We start from the raw sequence: 13,143 nt of genomic DNA, 5'->3' as shown, positions 1-13,143 counted from the left end.
CCGATCCGCCTGAACCGATCCGCCTGGACCGATCCGCCTGAACCCTGACCCGCGCCACCCCGTGGCGCGGGTCAGAGTTCCGTCCGCAGCCGCAGCACCTCGGGCGGCGGGTGGCGTGCCGACGCGTGCCGGACCTCCGCCGTCAGCGGCGGGTCGAGCGGGTGGAAGGGCACCTCGCCGAAGCCTATGGCGGTGACGGTCCCGACCGGAGCGGCCGCCTGCGCGCGGGCGGCGACGGCCGCCGCGACCTCCGTGCGCAGCGCCGCCGTCAGGGGGCTGGACACCAGCGGCGTCTCGTCACCGACGGGCAGGACGAGCACCAGGGCCAGCGGGCGCCGCGGGGTGCCGGTGTAGCCGACCACCGCCGCGTCGCGGACGTCGGTGTGGCGGAGCTTCTGCCAGGCCCGGCGCCCGGCCGGGTAGGCCTGGTCCAGCCGCTTGACGACCAGCCCCTCGATACCGCTGGCGGGCAGGGTCTCGTACCAGGTGGCGGCGAGCTCCGGGTCGGTGGTCATCGGCACCGGCTGCAGCGGCGGCCCGAGCGGGAGCAGCAGGTCGACCAGGAGCGCGCGCCGCCGTTCGTACGAGCGCGCGCGCAGGTCGAGCCCGGCCAGCTCCAGTACGTCGAAGGCGGCGTACGAGGCCGGCAGGGTCTGCGCGAGCACGGCGGCCCGCGCGGCCGTCGCGGCGGCGGCCCGGCGCTGCACCAGGGCGAAGTCCGTGCGGCCGGCGTGCCAGACGACCACTTCGCCGTCGAGCACGGTACCGGCGGGCAGCTGCCGGGCGGCCGCGGCGAGGTCGGGGAAGGCGCCGGTGACGATGCGCCCGGAGCGGGCCTGGAGCACCACGCCCTCGGCGGTGCGCAGCACCACCAGCCGGTGGCCGTCGAACTTCGGCTCGTACGCGAGGCCCGGCGCCCGCGGCAGGCTGCGTACGGCGGCGGCGAGCGCGACGGTGATCATGGCGTACGGGCCGGCCGGGTCCGCGGGAGCCGCCCGCCCCGGCCGGGGTCGATCAGCGGAGCGAAGAGGTCGCCGTCGCGCTCCAGCCGGGGCGGGACGGCGTCGGCGAGGAAGACCAGGTCGGCGGGGTCCCGGCAGGCCTCGACCTCCGCCCAGGAGACGGGCGCGGAGACGCTCGGCAGCTCCCGGGCGCGCAGCGTGTAGGGGGCGGCGGTGGTCTTGGCCGCGGCGTTCTGGCTGTGGTCCACGAAGACCTTGCCGGGGCGCAGGGCCTTGGCCATGCGGTGCACGACCAGGCCGGGCAGCTCGCGCTCGGCCTCCTGGGCGAGGGCCTTCGCGAACGCGGACACGCGGTCGGACGGGGTCGGCTCCAGAGGCACGGCCAGGTGCATGCCCTTCGACCCGGAGGTCTTGGCGTAGGCGTGCAGCCCGTCGGCCGCGAGCCGGTCGCGCAGCCAGAGCGCGGCCGCGCAGCACTCGACGGCGGTGGCGGGCGGTCCGGGGTCGAGGTCGAGGACCATCCGGTCGGCAACGGCCGGGGTGTCGGCCGGCCACTGGGGGGTGTGGAATTCGACGACCAGGTTCGCGGCCCACATGAGGGTGGCCAGGTCGGCGACGACCACCTGCTGGGCGGAGAGGTCCTCGGAGCGGGGAACCGGTGTGGTCTTCACCCATGCGGGGGTTCCGGGCGGCGGATTCTTCGTGAAGAAGAGCTGGCCGTCCGGGCCGTCGGGATACCGCAGGAAGGACACCGGCCGGTTGTGGATGTGGGCCAGCAGCGAAGGCGCGACGGTGGCGTAGTAGTGCAGCACCTCGCCCTTGGTGAAGCCGGTCCGGGGGTACAGGACCTTGTCGAGATTGCTGAGCGCGATGCGACGCCCCTCCACCATTGTGATCGGCGTCATACGATGAGATTGCCATGAAACAGGAGGAACCGTGCGATCCATCTGGAACGGGGCGATCTCCTTCGGCTTGGTCAGCATCCCGATCAAGCTCGTGAACGCCACTGAGAGCCACTCGATCTCCTTCCGCCAGATCCACCTGAGCGACGGCGGACGGGTCCGCTACCGCAAGGTGTGCGAGCTGGACGGCGAGGAGGTGTCGACCTCCGAGATCGGCAAGGGGTACGAGGAGGCGGACGGGTCCATCATCCCGATCACGGACGAGGACCTGGCGCAGCTGCCGATCGCGACCGCCAAGACGATCGAGATCGTGTCGTTCGTGCCGGCCGACGAGATCGACCCGTTGCAGATGGACGCGGCGTACTACCTCGCGGCGAACGGGGCCACGGCGGCCAAGCCCTACACGCTGCTGCGCGAGGCGCTGAAGCGGAGCCGGAAGGTCGCCATCGCCAAGTACGCGCTGCGGGGGCGGGAGCGGCTGGGCATGCTGCGGGTCGTCGACGACGTGATCGCCATGCACGGGCTGTTGTGGCCGGACGAGATCCGGGCGCCGGAAGGGGTGGCTCCGGAGGTGACGGTGTCGGTGCGGGAGGCCGAACTGGACCTGGCGGACGCACTGATGGCCACTTTGGGGGAGGTGGAGATGGAGTCGCTGCACGACGACTACCGGGAAGCCGTGGAGGCGATGATCGCCGCGAAGGCGGGGGGCGCGTTCGAGCCTTCGGAGGCGGTGGTGGAGCCGGCCGGCGGGCAGGTGATCGACCTGATGGCGGCGCTGGAGAAGAGCGTACGGGAGGCCAAGGCCTCGCGCGGCGAGGGCGGTCCGCAGGCGGAGACGGAAACGGAGCCGCGGGCCGGGGCGGAGGTCACGCCGATCCGGCGGAAGGCCGCGGCGGCCGCGCCGAAGGCGGTGGGCGGAAAGAAGTCGACCGCGACGGCGGCCGGAGCCCGGGCCGGATCCGGGAAGAAGGCGGCCCCGGCCGCCAAGTCCACCACGGCCAAATCCACTACGGCCAAGTCGGCCACCGCCAAGTCCGCTGCCGCCAAGTCGGCTTCGGCGAAGAAGTCGGCCACGGCCGCGGCGAAGAAGACCACCGCGGCCGCGAAGAAGACCGCCGCGCCCCGCAAACGCTCCTCGGCCTGAGGCGCTGGCCCGCTGGCCCGCTAGCGCGCTGGCCCGCTGGCCGGCCGCCAGGTGCGGTGGTCGCGGGCCAGCGCGTAGAGGGCCTCGACGTCCGGGGGTTTGAGCGTGGTGGCGGCCGTCGTGAAGTACGGGGCCGCCGTGGGGGGCTGCACGACGCGGACGTCGCGGACGCTCGGGGCCACCTCGACGCGGGAGGCGTCGACCAGGGCCAGCACCGGGGCGACCGGGGCCGTCAGCACGCGGGCGGCGTAACGCGCCGCGAGCCGGGCCCGGCGCGGGTCGGAGCGCGGTTCGGCGCGGCCCACCGTGAGGAGGAGGTCGCCGACCTGGGCGCGCTGGCGGCGGCCCGGAACGCTGAGGACGCAGAACACCCCGGGCGGGCCCAGGACCAGGTGGTCGATGGTGCCGACGCCCGGGACGGCGAGCGCGTGCAGGGTTCTGAAGCCCTGCGACTCCGGCAGCGCGTCGAGGACCTCGCCCATCCGCTGCTGGGCCGTGAGGTCCTGGCGCAGCCGGTGCCGGGCGCGGGCGCCCGCCGAACCGTGTTCCAGCTCGCCCAGCAGGCCCTCCCCCGGGCGGTTCGGGGCCAGGTCCGCGTCCGGCGGCAGGGCGAGACGGCGCAGGTCCGCGGCCGTGGGGACGGGGGGCGGGCCGATGGAGACCGTCCCGCTCAAGTAGGGCCGTAACACCCGCAGGACCTCCTCCCGGCGGTCGTCCGCCAGGACGCTGATCCGGTTGGTCTGCCGGTCGTACCAGGCCACCGCCTGCCCGTCGGGCAGATTGACATACAGCCGGCCGCGGCCCGGCCGGCCGCTCGGCAGTACCTTGAGTCCCCGCATCGCCCTCACCCCCGCCGTCCATGGGAGCAGCCCGGACGCCGCGCGGCAATCCCCCGGTTGTGTAACGACTCCGACGGAACCCTGCTGCCTCGCTGTTACAAAACCAGCGCCCCACTGCAACGGCCGGTGCCTAGGTTGGTGCCACCTGGACACCCCAGGACCTGACCAGCATCGAAGGACTCCCCGTGAGCACCGTCAGCCGCCGCACCCTCGTTCGCGCCGCCGCCGTGACCGCATGCGCCGCCGGCCTGCTCGCGCTCCCGGCCGACGCCGCGCTCGCCGAGGGGGTGCCGGCCGCCTCGGCCACGCAGCGGACCCTGGTCAAGACCCTCGCCCTCGCCGACGGCGTCTCCAAGGCCAACGTCTACCGCACGGCCAAGGACGCCTACCAGGCCGAGGTCCTGACCGCGGACGGCGCCACGGCCGCCACGCTGACCAGCCGGGACGGCGCGACCGGCTTCGGCGAGGCCGGGGATCTCCACCTCGCGCTGCGGCCCGACGGACAGCTCAGCTCCTGGGCGGGCGGCACCGTGCCCGCCGGCAGCCACGTCGTCACGCACAAGACCGGCACCCGCGACGGCCGGGTCGTGCCCGCCTCCGCCTCCGGATCCTCCGCCTCCGGGTCATCCGTCTCCGCCGCCCCCGGGCCCGTCGAGGCCCTGCGCCTGAACACCCTGGCCGACGGTCCGGGCGAAGGCGTCATGCTGCTCGCCGCGGGCGGCGGGATCACCGCCGTCGGAGCCGCCGGACTCGGCTTCGCGATGCTGCGCCGCGGCCGTACGGACGCCTGAGGCGCCGCCGGGCCCGCCACCGCGGTCACCGGGCGGGCCTCGTGGGCGAAGACCGTGCATCTCTGCTTACTGTTGACGCGACGCAGAGTCGTGCCGCGGAGAGGAGGACGTACGGGTGGTGAGCATCCCCTCGCGCGCCCGCGCGTCCCTGGCGGCCCTGCCACTGCTCCTCCTGCTCCTGCCGGTGACGGGCTGCGGCGACACCGGGGGCCTGGCCAACGCCGGCCCCACCCCGACCGCGAGCGGGCCCGTACACCTGTGGCCCGGGCGCAAGGGTGCGTCCGTGGCGCCCGCCGATCCCGGGGGCGCGCCCCCGGAGTACGTGCCCGGCATCGCGCCCGTGCGGGACCAGAACGTGCACTCCATCGACCCCGTCGCCCTCGTGCAGGCCGAGCTGCGGGCGCACCCCGACGCCCGGAGCGGCCCCGACGGGCTGTTCAAGGAGACCGCCGACGCGATCGAGGAGTGCGGGGAGGACGGGTCCGCGCCGCAGGACTGCCCGGTGCTGACCCCCTACTACCGGGACCTCACCGGGAACGGCAAGGACGAGCTGATCGTCGGCATCCGGCTGCCCGAGGACCAGATGTCCGTACGGGTGTACACCGCCGATGCCGACGGGCGGCTCAACCGGATCATGGCGACCACCCAGACCCTGATCAGCGTGGAGCTGGCCGGCCGGGACGTGATCCTGCACATGCCGAGCGGCCTCGGCGGGTACGAGCTGATCAACGCCTGGTCCTGGGACGAGAAGCAGCGCAGCATGCTGCCGACGCGCGAGCAGATCGTACGGGTCCCCGCCCCGAGTTCGCCGTGAGGTTCCGGCTGCCTGCCTGGACGGCCACGCTGACCTGGAAGTCGGCGTGCTTCATCGTGGTGATGTGCTGCTCGCTGGCGGCGGTACTGGGTGCGCTGGTGCATGTCGAGGTGACCCGCCAGACGGTCGCGACGGCGCGGGACAAGGCGCTGGGCAAGCTCCAGGACGCCTCGCGCGCGTACGAGGCGGGCGAGGCGCTGCCGCCGGAGTCCGGCCTGGACCCGGCCGGGCTGCCGGAGTCGTTGCGGGCCCTGGCGCTGTCCGGGCGCCGCGGGACGATCGTGGCCGACCGCGAGGGCCGGCCGACGATGTGGGCGGCGGCTCCGGCCGACGGGAGGGCGCTGGCCACCGCGATCGACTACGGCCAGAGCGCGCGGACGATCAGCGGGCTGGACAACGCGATCATCGGGTCCTCGGTCCTGGCGATCGGCGGGACCCTGCTGGTCGGCGCCTTCGCCGTGACGCGGGTGACGCGCCGGCTGCACCAGACGGCGACCGTCGCCCGGCGGATCACGCAGGGGGACCTGGACGCCCGCGTCGGGGATCCCCGCACGAAGGACCCCTCGCGGCACCAGGACGAGGTGGCGACGGTCGCGGGCGCGCTGGACACGATGGCGGGGAGCCTGCAGGCGAAGCTGCTCAGCGAGCAGCGGTTCACGGCGGACGTGGCGCATGAGCTGCGCACGCCGCTGACCGGTTTGCAGGCCGCCTCGGAACTGCTGCCGGAGAGCCGGGCCACGCAGCTGGTGCAGGAGCGGGTACGGACGATGCGCGGGCTGACCGAGGACCTGCTGGAGATCTCGCGGCTGGACTCGGGCAGCGAGGTGGTGGAGACGGACCTGCACCAGCTGGGGCGGCTCGCGCGGCGGGTGGTGCGGGCGTCGGGGACGCAGACGGAGGTCGTGGTCGTCCGCGACGCGCACGTCGAGACGGACCGGCGGCGGCTGGAGCGGGTGCTGGGGAACCTGGTGGCCAACGCGCACAAGCACGGCCGGGCGCCGGTGGTGGTGACGGTGGACGGGCCGGTGGTGACCGTACGGGACCACGGCGACGGGTTCCCGGAGTACCTGGTGGCGCACGGCCCGCAGCGCTTCCGCAGCGGGGGCCGGGGGCACGGGCTCGGCCTGACGATCGCGGTGGGCCAGGCCGAGGTCATCGGGGCGCGGCTGGAGTTCCGCACCGCCGCCCCCGGCGGCGCCCTGGCCGTCCTGACCCTCCCCGCACCCCCGTAGCCGGCGAGGCTGGATTTTGGCTGATGCCGCCTGCGCCATTCAGCCGGTCCGGTGTTTGAGGACCGGGTCGGGGCAGAGCCCGGGGAACGGTGGAACCGGGGGTCCCCTCGGACGGAGTCTGGGGGAGGGTAGGGGACCGCTCCGCGCAGCGGCAGCCCGCGCCCCCGGCCCCGCCCCGCACCCCGACGGACGGAGTCCGGCGCAGCGGGCCGAAGCCCGCGAAGCGGTGCGAGGGACGCGTCAGGAAGGCTTCGTCCAAGGCCACCGCGGCCTCGGCCTCACCCCGGACCGGGAGTACGCGTACTTCCAGCCCTTCTGGAGACCGAGCCGCTTCGAATACCCCGCCGGGACCCGCTCGTAGAGCAGTACCGTCGGCGGCCCCCCGTCCGCCGCCGGGACCGGGATCTCGTACCACTTCGGGGGATGACCGGTCGGACCGAGGAGGATCGGCAGGACCCGGCCGTCCATCGGGCCGCCCTCGAAGGGGGTGGGTTCGCTTTTCACCCCACCAGTGTCACAGCAGGTGCGCCGCCTCGGAGACCACCGGGATCACGCGCCGGGCGAGCACGCCGACCGGCCCGTCCGCGGATTCCATCGCGAGCGCGGCCCGCGCGGCGGCCGCCGTTTCGGGGTCCGTGGCCGCGGTGGCCGTCAGCAGGGCGATGAACTGGTCCAGCAGCCAGTCGCGGAGCGACGAGACCTGCGGCTGTTTGCCCTCGTCGATCCAGACGAGCGAGGCCGCCTCGACCGCCGTGATCCAGGTGCGCACCATCATCCGCAGCCGCGGCCCCGGCGCGGGCACGGACAGGTGGAGGAGGATCTGCTCGGCCGCCGCGCGGCGGATGCCGTCGACCGTGGCCGTCGTACGGGAGGTCTCGACGACGCTGCCGCCCTGGAGCAGCGCGGCGAATCCCGCGTCGTGCTCGTCGACGAAGGCGAGGTAGCGGTCCAGGGCGCGGGACAGCCGCTGGGTCAGCGGGCCCTCCTGGGGTTCCGCGAAGCAGAGTTCGAGCAGGTCGGCCGCCGAGCGCAGGGCGGCTTCGTAGAGCTGCTGCTTGCCGCCCGGGAAGTAGCGGTAGACCAGCGGGCGCGAGACCCCGGCGGCCTCGGCGACGTCGTCGAGCGAGACCTCCTCCGGCGCCCGGTGCGCGAACAGCGACAGGGCCGCGTCGAGGAGCTGGGCCCGCCGCTCCTCGACGCTCAGCCTGCGGTACGCGGGTACGGTCATGTCCGCAGGGTAGCCCCAAGGCCATCGCCTCAGGCCAGGAGTCCCGAGCTCTTCCACAGCTTGCGGCCGACCCCGCGCAGGACGCCTATGTCGTCGAGGAAGTCCGTGAGCCGCTTCGCGCCGGTCTGCATCACTTCCCGGCGGTGGCCGCTCGCCTTGACCTGGGCGAGCGCCTCGCGCCGGTCGAGGCCGACGTTGTCGTAGACGGCCGGGTTGACGAAGGCGAGGGAGAAGACGCGGGCGGCCTCGCCGCAGCTGATGCGCGTGAGCTCCTGCTCCCAGCGCGGGGCGGTGAGCATCTGGCGGCGCAGTTCCTCGCGGGCGTAGCGGACGTGCCGGGCCTCCTCGATGACGTGGATGCGGGTCACGCCGCGTACGAGGGGCTGGATGCGCTCGTCCGGGAAGGTGAGGCGCTGCATCCAGTCGAGGATCTCCTCGCCGAGCAGGGTGCAGGCGAAGGAGCCCGGGGTGGTGGAGATGGTCTTCAGCACCCGGGCGAGGTTGTGGTTGGTGCGCGAGACCGGGTAGGCGGGGGCGCCGCCCTTCTGGATCATGCGGGCGAACATCATCGAGTGGCGGCACTCGTCGGCGATCTCGGTGAGTGCGTAGCGGACGTGATTGCTGGTCAGGGACTTGTCGTAGATGTGCCGGACCAGCAGCTGCATGAGGATGATCTCGAACCAGATGCCGAGCGAGCCGAGCGCCGCCGCCTCGTGGCGGGAGAGGTCGATGCGCTGCTCCTCGCCCATCTTCTTCCAGAGCGGGGTGCCGTAGAGGGAGAGCAGCTCGGGCGGCCAGTAGTACTTGCCCTCGATCGTGGGGGCGTCCCAGTCGAGTTCCTTGTCGGGGTCGAAGGAGTGCTTGGCCGAGGATTCGAGCAGTCGTTCTGCGATCTGTTCGCGGTCCTTGAGGAGGCCGAGCGCGTCCTGCAGGACCCGGCGATCCGTGCCGGTGCTGCGGTCGGTCGTGGTCGTCATGGCGGGGCACCTCGCCCATTCGTCTGGGGGATTCGGCCGGGGTTACCAGCGGTCACCTGTTATGAGACTGCTTGTCAGCAAGACCGTCAATCCCCCGCGCACGACTTGTTGACCGCGCGTCTACCAACGCGTGACACTGCCAACAGTCCAGTCCTGTAGGGAAGTACGTGAGACGAGGGGGCGTCAGTGTCGACGCACGAGCTCTACACCAACGACCCGGGCGAGGGCGTCTGGCCCGTCCCCGCGTCCGGTTCTGCCCGCTTCAGCTGGGAGTACGACGGGGGCCGCGAGCGGCTGCTCGCCCTCTACCAGAAGGGCAAGGACAAGCAGTGGGACGGCGCCAAGCGCATCGCATGGGACCTGGAGGTGGACCCGTACGACCCTCTCGGCACCCCTGACGAGGCACTGACCCTCTACGGCACCCGGCACTGGGCCAAGTTCACCGAGAAGGACAAGGGCGAGCTGCGCCGGCACTACGCCGCCTGGAACTTCAGCCAGTTCCTGCACGGCGAACAGGGCGCGATGGTGTGCGCCGCGCGCATCGTCGAGTCGGTGCCCGACCTGGACGCGAAGTTCTACTCCGCCACGCAGACCATGGACGAGGCCCGGCACGCCGAGATCTTCGGGCGCTTCCTGCACGAGAAGGTCGGGATGCTCTACCCGATCAACGACAGCCTCCGGGGACTGCTCGGCGACACCCTGCGCGACTCCCGCTGGGACATGCCGTACCTGGGCATGCAGGTGCTCATCGAGGGACTGGCGCTGGCCGCCTTCGGGATGATCCGCGACACGACCGACAAACCGCTGCCGAAGCAGATCCTCGCGTACGTGATGCAGGACGAGGCCCGTCACGTGGCGTTCGGGCGGATGGCGCTGCGGGACTACTACAAGCAGTTGACGGACGCCGAGCTGCGCGAGCGCGAGGAGTTCGTGATCGAGGGCTGCTACCTGATGCGCGACCGGCTGCGCGGGGTGGAGGTGCTGGAGAACTTCGGCATACCGCGGCAGGAGGCGGAGCGGTTCAGCGAGGAGTCGGAGTTCCTGCACCTGTTCCGCAAGCTGCTGTTCAGCCGGATCGTGCCGTGCGTGAAGGACATCGGGCTGTGGGGGGAGCGGCTGCAGAAGGCGTACGTGGAGATGGGCGTCTTCGACATGGGCGACTCCAACCTCGACCTGCTCATGAGCCAGGACGAGGAGATCGCCGAGGCCCTGGACCGCGAGCGCTTCGCGACCGAGGAGGCCGAGCGGGTGGCCGAGGTCCGTGCGGCCATCGCCGAGGGCGCCGGGGCCTAAGGAGTGTCGTCAAAGTGGCGCCGGCCGCCCGGCCGGCCGGACGGGACTTTGACGACACGACCTGGGGGGTGTCTCACGGGGCCGACGGCCCGGGCCCGTACAGCGCGGCCTCCATCACCGCCCGTGCGATCGGCGCGGCCGCGCTGTTGCCGCTGATGTCCCTGCGGTCGGCCGCCGCGTCCTCGACGACCACCGCCACCGCGACGGCCGGCAGCGGTGCCCCCTCGGCCTTCGCCCAGGCGATGAACCAGGCGTACGGGGTGCCCGCGTTGCCGACCCCGTGCTGGGCGGTGCCGGTCTTGCCGCCCACCAGTGCACCGGGGATGGCCGCGTTGCGCCCCGTGCCGTTCTCCACCACCCGCACCATCAGGTCCTGGAGCCGCATCGCGGTGGCCGGGTTCATGGCCCGGCCGAGGGTGCGCTGGTCGGAGCGGCGGACCTGGTCGCCGTCGTCCTGCGTCGTACGGTCCACCAGGTGCGGCGACTTGACCTCCCCGCCGTTCGCCACGGCCGCCGCCACCATCGCCATCTGCAGCGGGGTGGCCGTGGTGTTGAACTGGCCGATCGAGGACAGGGCCAGCTGGTCCGGGCTCATGTCGGTGTCGAAGTTCGACCGCGACACCCAGGACGGCACCCGCAGCCCGCCGTCGTTGAAGCCGAACCGGCGCGCCGCCTCCACCATCCCGCGCAGGCCGACCTGTACGCCGATCTTCGCCATCACCGTGTTGCAGGACCACTGCACCGCGTCCGCCATCGAGGCGTCCTGGCAGCCGGTGCCCGCGTTCGGAAGCAGGGTGCTGGTGCCGGGCAGCGGGTAGGGATCGGGGGTCTGCGTCGGCGCGTCGACGTCGCTGACCACGCCCGCGTCCAGGGCGGCCGCCGCCGTCACGATCTTGAAGGTGGAGCCGGGCGGGTACGTCTCGCGCAGCGCCCGGTTCAGCATCGGCCTGGCCGGGTCCGCGTTCAGCCGCTCCCAGGCCGCCTTGACGCCGGAGCCGGTGCCGGACAGCAGCGCCGGGTCGTAGGAGGGGCTGCTGACCAGCGCGAGGATCCTGCCGGTCGCCGGCTCGACGGCCGCCACCGCGCCCCGCTTGCCCGCGAGCCCCGTGTACGCGGCCAGTTGCATGCCGGCCCGGACCGTGGTGACGGCGTTCCCGCCGCCGGGGCGGCCGCGCGACAGCTCGTACCAGAGCGGGAAGGCGGAGAGCCCGGGATCGGTGCCGGCGAGGATCCCGTCCTCGGCGCGCTCCAGGAAGCTGGTCCCGTAGGTCTGCGAGGAGAAGCCGGTGACCGGGGCGTAGAGCGGGCCGTTCTTGTACGTCCGCTCGTAGCGCAGCAGTTGGCGGCTGTCGCGGGAGCCGGTGACGGGCCGGCCGTCGACCAGGATGTCGCCGCGGGGCTCGGCGTAGCGCTCGACGGCGGGGCGTTTGTTGGCCGGGTTGGCGCCGTATGCGGCGGCCTCCCAGACCTGCACGCGGGCGACGTTGACCAGCAGGGCGACGAGCAGCAGGGCGCAGAAGTACGCGCACCACCGGATGTAGCGGATCATGCGGCCGCCCCCTCTGCGGGCCGGGGCCTGCGGGCGCTGTCGCTGAGCCGGATCAGCAGGGCGACGATGATCCAGTTGGTGACGACGGAGGAGCCGCCCTGGGCCAGGAAGGGCATGGCCATGCCGGTGAGCGGGATCAGCCCGGTGACGCCGCCCGCGATGACGAACACCTGGAGCGCGATGATCGAGGCGAGCCCGGTGGCCAGCAGCCGGCCGAAGGGGTCGCGGAGCGCGAGCCCGGTGCGGAAGCCCCGGGAGACGAGGAGCCCGTAGAGGAGCAGGATCGCGGTGAGGCCCACGAGGCCGAGCTCCTCGCCGGCGGTGGCGAGGATGAAGTCCGATTTGGCGGCGAAGCCGATGAGGAAGGACTGGCCGTGGCCGAGTCCGGCGCCGAGGAGTCCGCCGGCACCGAAGGCGAAGAGGGACTGGGCGAGCTGGCCGGGGCCCTGGCCGCGCTCGATGGAGGCGAAAGGATTCAGCCAGTCGTCGACGCGGCTGTGCACGTGCGGTTCGAAGGTGCCGACGGCGTACGCGCCCACGGCGGCGAGCAGCAGCCCGATCGCGATCCAGCCGATCCGCCCGGTGGCGGTGAACAGCATGATCACGAACAGTCCGAAGAAGAGCAGCGAGGTGCCGAGGTCGCGCTCCAGGACGAGGACGCCGACGCTGAGCAGCCAGATCGCGAGGATCGGGCCGAGGACGCGGCCGGGCAGCAGCTTCAGCTTCCAGAACAGCCGGCGGCCGGTGAGCGCGAGCGCGGTGCGGTTCGCGGCGAGGTAGGCGGCGAAGAACACGGCGAGCAGGATCTTGGCGAACTCTCCCGGCTGGAAGGAGAGTCCGGCGAACCGGATCCAGATGTGGGCTCCGTTGACCGCCGGGAAGAAGACGGGCACGAGCATCAGCACGAGGGCGGCCGCCACGGAGAGGTAGGCGTAGCGCTGGAGTTCGCGGTGGTCGCGCAGCGCGGCGACGACGAGGACGAACAGCGCCAGCCCGAGGGCGGACCAGCGCAGCTGGTCCCCGGCGGTGAGGTGGCCCGGGGTGGTCGCGTCGAGGCGCTGGATGAGGACGAGGCCGAGGCCGTTGAGCAGCACCGCGATCGGGAGCAGGAGCGGATCGGCGTACGGGGCGCGCAGCCGGACGGCGAGGTGCGCGCCCAGCGCCGCGGCGGCGAGTCCGCCGGCGTAGGAGGCGGCGGCGTCCGGGATGCGGCCGGTGGTGGCGAGGCCGACGTAGAGGTGGCCGAGGACGGCGATCAGGACAGCGCCGGCGAGGAGCGACAGCTCGACGCCGCGGCCCTTGGGGGCGCCGGCGTCTCGGGGTGGCGGGGCGGGGTCCGCCACCTTTGCCGTCAGAGCGGTCATACGGGAAACGTAGCAAGCAGGCGGGCCGTATGTCCGGTTATGTCATAG

General features: G+C 73.0%; 13 protein-coding genes. 5 read left to right on the top strand and 8 right to left on the bottom strand.

What is annotated here, in order from left to right:
• Nucleotides 1–71: 71 nt before the first annotated feature.
• A complete protein-coding gene (locus tag ACZ7GJ_RS04720; RefSeq protein WP_470749392.1) occupies nucleotides 72–962 on the bottom strand; it encodes an ATP-dependent DNA ligase in 891 nt (296 codons plus the stop codon).
• On the bottom strand, nucleotides 959–1,867 hold the full coding sequence (ligD, locus tag ACZ7GJ_RS04715; RefSeq protein WP_470749390.1) for a non-homologous end-joining DNA ligase: 909 nt from the start codon (nucleotides 1,865–1,867) through the stop codon (nucleotides 959–961). Before ligD ends, ACZ7GJ_RS04720 begins: the two co-directional genes overlap by 4 nt.
• 31 nt (nucleotides 1,868–1,898) lie before the next feature.
• Between ligD and ku the strand changes: the two genes are divergently transcribed.
• Nucleotides 1,899–3,008, top strand: a complete 1,110-nt coding sequence (ku, locus tag ACZ7GJ_RS04710) for a non-homologous end joining protein Ku (protein WP_470749388.1) — start codon at nucleotides 1,899–1,901, stop codon at nucleotides 3,006–3,008.
• A 20-nt stretch (nucleotides 3,009–3,028) separates the two neighbouring features.
• Here the strand turns inward: ku and ACZ7GJ_RS04705 are convergent, their stop codons facing one another.
• Nucleotides 3,029–3,847 (bottom strand): nuclease-related domain-containing protein, encoded by an 819-nt coding sequence (locus tag ACZ7GJ_RS04705; RefSeq protein ID WP_470749386.1) that lies wholly within the window; start codon nucleotides 3,845–3,847, stop codon nucleotides 3,029–3,031.
• A gap of 185 nt (nucleotides 3,848–4,032) precedes the next feature.
• Here ACZ7GJ_RS04705 and ACZ7GJ_RS04700 point away from each other — a divergent pair, with 185 nt between their 5' ends.
• The 3 genes from ACZ7GJ_RS04700 (at nucleotide 4,033) to ACZ7GJ_RS04690 (ending at nucleotide 6,684) form a co-directional block, all read left to right on the top strand.
• Nucleotides 4,033–4,638 carry a hypothetical protein gene (locus ACZ7GJ_RS04700; RefSeq protein ID WP_470749384.1) on the top strand — a complete coding sequence of 202 codons (606 nt, stop codon included), beginning with the start codon at nucleotides 4,033–4,035 and terminating at the stop codon, nucleotides 4,636–4,638.
• Between the two features lie 118 nt (nucleotides 4,639–4,756).
• Nucleotides 4,757–5,452, top strand: a complete 696-nt coding sequence (locus ACZ7GJ_RS04695; protein ID WP_470749382.1) for a hypothetical protein — start codon at nucleotides 4,757–4,759, stop codon at nucleotides 5,450–5,452.
• A complete protein-coding gene (locus tag ACZ7GJ_RS04690) occupies nucleotides 5,449–6,684 on the top strand; it encodes an ATP-binding protein (protein ID WP_470749380.1) in 1,236 nt (411 codons plus the stop codon). The genes ACZ7GJ_RS04695 and ACZ7GJ_RS04690 overlap by 4 nt, the downstream gene beginning before the upstream one ends.
• Before the next feature lie 240 nt (nucleotides 6,685–6,924).
• On the opposite strand, the gene ACZ7GJ_RS04685 is transcribed toward ACZ7GJ_RS04690, so the two are convergent.
• From ACZ7GJ_RS04685 to ACZ7GJ_RS04675, 3 genes are read right to left on the bottom strand one after another with little or no spacing between them, the layout of a single operon-like run.
• Nucleotides 6,925–7,188: a hypothetical protein gene (locus tag ACZ7GJ_RS04685; protein ID WP_470749379.1), complete on the bottom strand. Its 264-nt coding sequence runs from the start codon at nucleotides 7,186–7,188 to the stop codon at nucleotides 6,925–6,927.
• A 10-nt stretch (nucleotides 7,189–7,198) separates the two neighbouring features.
• Nucleotides 7,199–7,912 (bottom strand): TetR/AcrR family transcriptional regulator, encoded by a 714-nt coding sequence (locus ACZ7GJ_RS04680; RefSeq protein WP_470749377.1) that lies wholly within the window; start codon nucleotides 7,910–7,912, stop codon nucleotides 7,199–7,201.
• Between the two features lie 29 nt (nucleotides 7,913–7,941).
• Complete coding sequence (locus ACZ7GJ_RS04675; protein ID WP_470749375.1) at nucleotides 7,942–8,889, bottom strand: AurF N-oxygenase family protein; 948 nt, start codon at nucleotides 8,887–8,889, stop codon at nucleotides 7,942–7,944.
• Nucleotides 8,890–9,075: 186 nt separating this feature from the next.
• On the opposite strand from ACZ7GJ_RS04675, the gene ACZ7GJ_RS04670 reads away from it, so the two are divergent.
• Entirely contained in the window at nucleotides 9,076–10,182 is a 1,107-nt protein-coding gene (locus tag ACZ7GJ_RS04670; protein WP_470749373.1) for a ferritin-like domain-containing protein, read from the top strand.
• Nucleotides 10,183–10,255: 73 nt separating this feature from the next.
• Here the strand turns inward: ACZ7GJ_RS04670 and ACZ7GJ_RS04665 are convergent, their stop codons facing one another.
• Both ACZ7GJ_RS04665 and ACZ7GJ_RS04660 read right to left on the bottom strand, forming a co-directional pair.
• Nucleotides 10,256–11,731, bottom strand: coding sequence for a penicillin-binding transpeptidase domain-containing protein (locus ACZ7GJ_RS04665; RefSeq protein WP_470749371.1), 1,476 nt, complete (start codon nucleotides 11,729–11,731; stop codon nucleotides 10,256–10,258).
• Nucleotides 11,728–13,086: an FtsW/RodA/SpoVE family cell cycle protein gene (locus ACZ7GJ_RS04660; RefSeq protein ID WP_470749649.1), complete on the bottom strand. Its 1,359-nt coding sequence runs from the start codon at nucleotides 13,084–13,086 to the stop codon at nucleotides 11,728–11,730. Before ACZ7GJ_RS04660 ends, ACZ7GJ_RS04665 begins: the two co-directional genes overlap by 4 nt.
• Nucleotides 13,087–13,143: the final 57 nt, after the last annotated feature.

It is taken from the genome of Streptomyces sp. NPDC037242 (genome assembly GCF_055604165.1).
Note: the sequence above shows the minus strand (reverse complement) of the source record. Positions and strands in the feature narration are given on the sequence as shown.